The organism is Streptomyces sp. NPDC031379 (genome assembly GCF_055569615.1).
This window is the reverse complement of the sequence record NZ_JBVIIT010000067.1, coordinates 1-2,404: the sequence shown is the minus strand read 5'-3', so window position 1 is coordinate 2,404 and position 2,404 is coordinate 1. Positions and strand designations below refer to the sequence as shown.

The window sequence follows — 2,404 nt, the reverse complement described above, 5'->3', positions numbered from 1 at the left end:
GGACAAGCCCTCGGCCTATTAGTACCGGTCACCTCCACCAGTTACCTGGCTTCCAGATCCGGCCTATCAACCCAGTCGTCTACTGGGAGCCTTACCCCATCAAGTGGGTGGGAGTCCTCATCTCGAAGCAGGCTTCCCGCTTAGATGCTTTCAGCGGTTATCCCTCCCGAACGTAGCCAACCAGCCATGCCCTTGGCAGAACAACTGGCACACCAGAGGTTCGTCCGTCCCGGTCCTCTCGTACTAGGGACAGCCCTTCTCAAGACTCCTACGCGCACAGCGGATAGGGACCGAACTGTCTCACGACGTTCTAAACCCAGCTCGCGTACCGCTTTAATGGGCGAACAGCCCAACCCTTGGGACCGACTCCAGCCCCAGGATGCGACGAGCCGACATCGAGGTGCCAAACCATCCCGTCGATATGGACTCTTGGGGAAGATCAGCCTGTTATCCCCGGGGTACCTTTTATCCGTTGAGCGACGGCGCTTCCACAAGCCACCGCCGGATCACTAGTCCCGACTTTCGTCCCTGCTCGACCCGTCGGTCTCACAGTCAAGCTCCCTTGTGCACTTACACTCAACACCTGATTGCCAACCAGGCTGAGGGAACCTTTGGGCGCCTCCGTTACCCTTTAGGAGGCAACCGCCCCAGTTAAACTACCCATCAGACACTGTCCCTGATCCGGATCACGGACCCAGGTTAGACATCCAGCACGACCAGACTGGTATTTCAACGACGACTCCACAACCACTGGCGTGGCCGCTTCAAAGTCTCCCAGCTATCCTACACAAGCCGAACCGAACACCAATATCAAACTGTAGTAAAGGTCCCGGGGTCTTTCCGTCCTGCTGCGCGAAACGAGCATCTTTACTCGTAGTGCAATTTCACCGGGCCTATGGTTGAGACAGTCGAGAAGTCGTTACGCCATTCGTGCAGGTCGGAACTTACCCGACAAGGAATTTCGCTACCTTAGGATGGTTATAGTTACCACCGCCGTTTACTGGCGCTTAAGTTCTCAGCTTCGCCCTGACGAATCAGAGCTAACCGGTCCCCTTAACGTTCCAGCACCGGGCAGGCGTCAGTCCGTATACATCGCCTTACGGCTTCGCACGGACCTGTGTTTTTAGTAAACAGTCGCTTCTCGCTGGTCTCTGCGGCCACCCCCAGCTCACGGAGTAAATCCGATCACCGAGTGTGGCCCCCCTTCTCCCGAAGTTACGGGGGCATTTTGCCGAGTTCCTTAACCATAGTTCACCCGAACGCCTCGGTATTCTCTACCTGACCACCTGAGTCGGTTTAGGGTACGGGCCGCCATGAAACTCGCTAGAGGCTTTTCTCGACAGCATAGGATCATCCACTTCGCCACAATCGGCTCGGCATCAGGTCTCACCCTGTATGAGTGGCGGATTTGCCTACCACTCGGGCTACACCCTTACCCCGGGACAACCACCGCCCGGGATGGACTACCTTCCTGCGTCACCCCATCACTCACCTACTAACCGCTTGGTTCGGCGGCTCCACCACTTTCCTTTCCCCGAAGGGTCCGGAACGGCTTCACGGCCTTAGCATCACGATGCTCGATGTTTGACGCTTCACAGCGGGTACCGGAATATCAACCGGTTATCCATCGACTACGCCTGTCGGCCTCGCCTTAGGTCCCGACTTACCCTGGGCAGATCAGCTTGACCCAGGAACCCTTAGTCAATCGGCGCAAACGTTTCTCACGTTTGTATCGCTACTCATGCCTGCATTCTCACTCGTCAACCGTCCACAACTACCTTCCGGTGCTGCTTCACCCGGCAGACGACGCTCCCCTACCCATCCATACAGGCGTTGGCCCTAATGTATGAATGACACGACTTCGGCGGTACGCTTGAGCCCCGCTACATTGTCGGCGCGGAATCACTAGACCAGTGAGCTATTACGCACTCTTTCAAGGGTGGCTGCTTCTAAGCCAACCTCCTGGTTGTCTGTGCGACTCCACATCCTTTCCCACTTAGCGTACGCTTAGGGGCCTTAGTCGATGCTCTGGGCTGTTTCCCTCTCGACCATGGAGCTTATCCCCCACAGTCTCACTGCCGCGCTCTCACTTACCGGCATTCGGAGTTTGGCTAAGGTCAGTAACCCGGTAGGGCCCATCGCCTATCCAGTGCTCTACCTCCGGCAAGAAACACACGACGCTGCACCTAAATGCATTTCGGGGAGAACCAGCTATCACGGAGTTTGATTGGCCTTTCACCCCTAACCACAGGTCATCCCCCAGGTTTTCAACCCTGGTGGGTTCGGTCCTCCACGAAGTCTTACCTCCGCTTCAACCTGCCCATGGCTAGATCACTCCGCTTCGGGTCTTGAGCGTGCTACTGAATCGCCCTATTCGGACTCGCTTTCGCTACGGCTTCCCCAC

At 56.7% G+C, this 2,404-nt stretch carries 1 rRNA gene; it reads right to left on the bottom strand.

What is annotated here, in order from left to right:
• Positions 1-2,404, bottom strand: a 23S ribosomal RNA gene (locus tag ACZ5CW_RS41165); the annotation flags it as partial.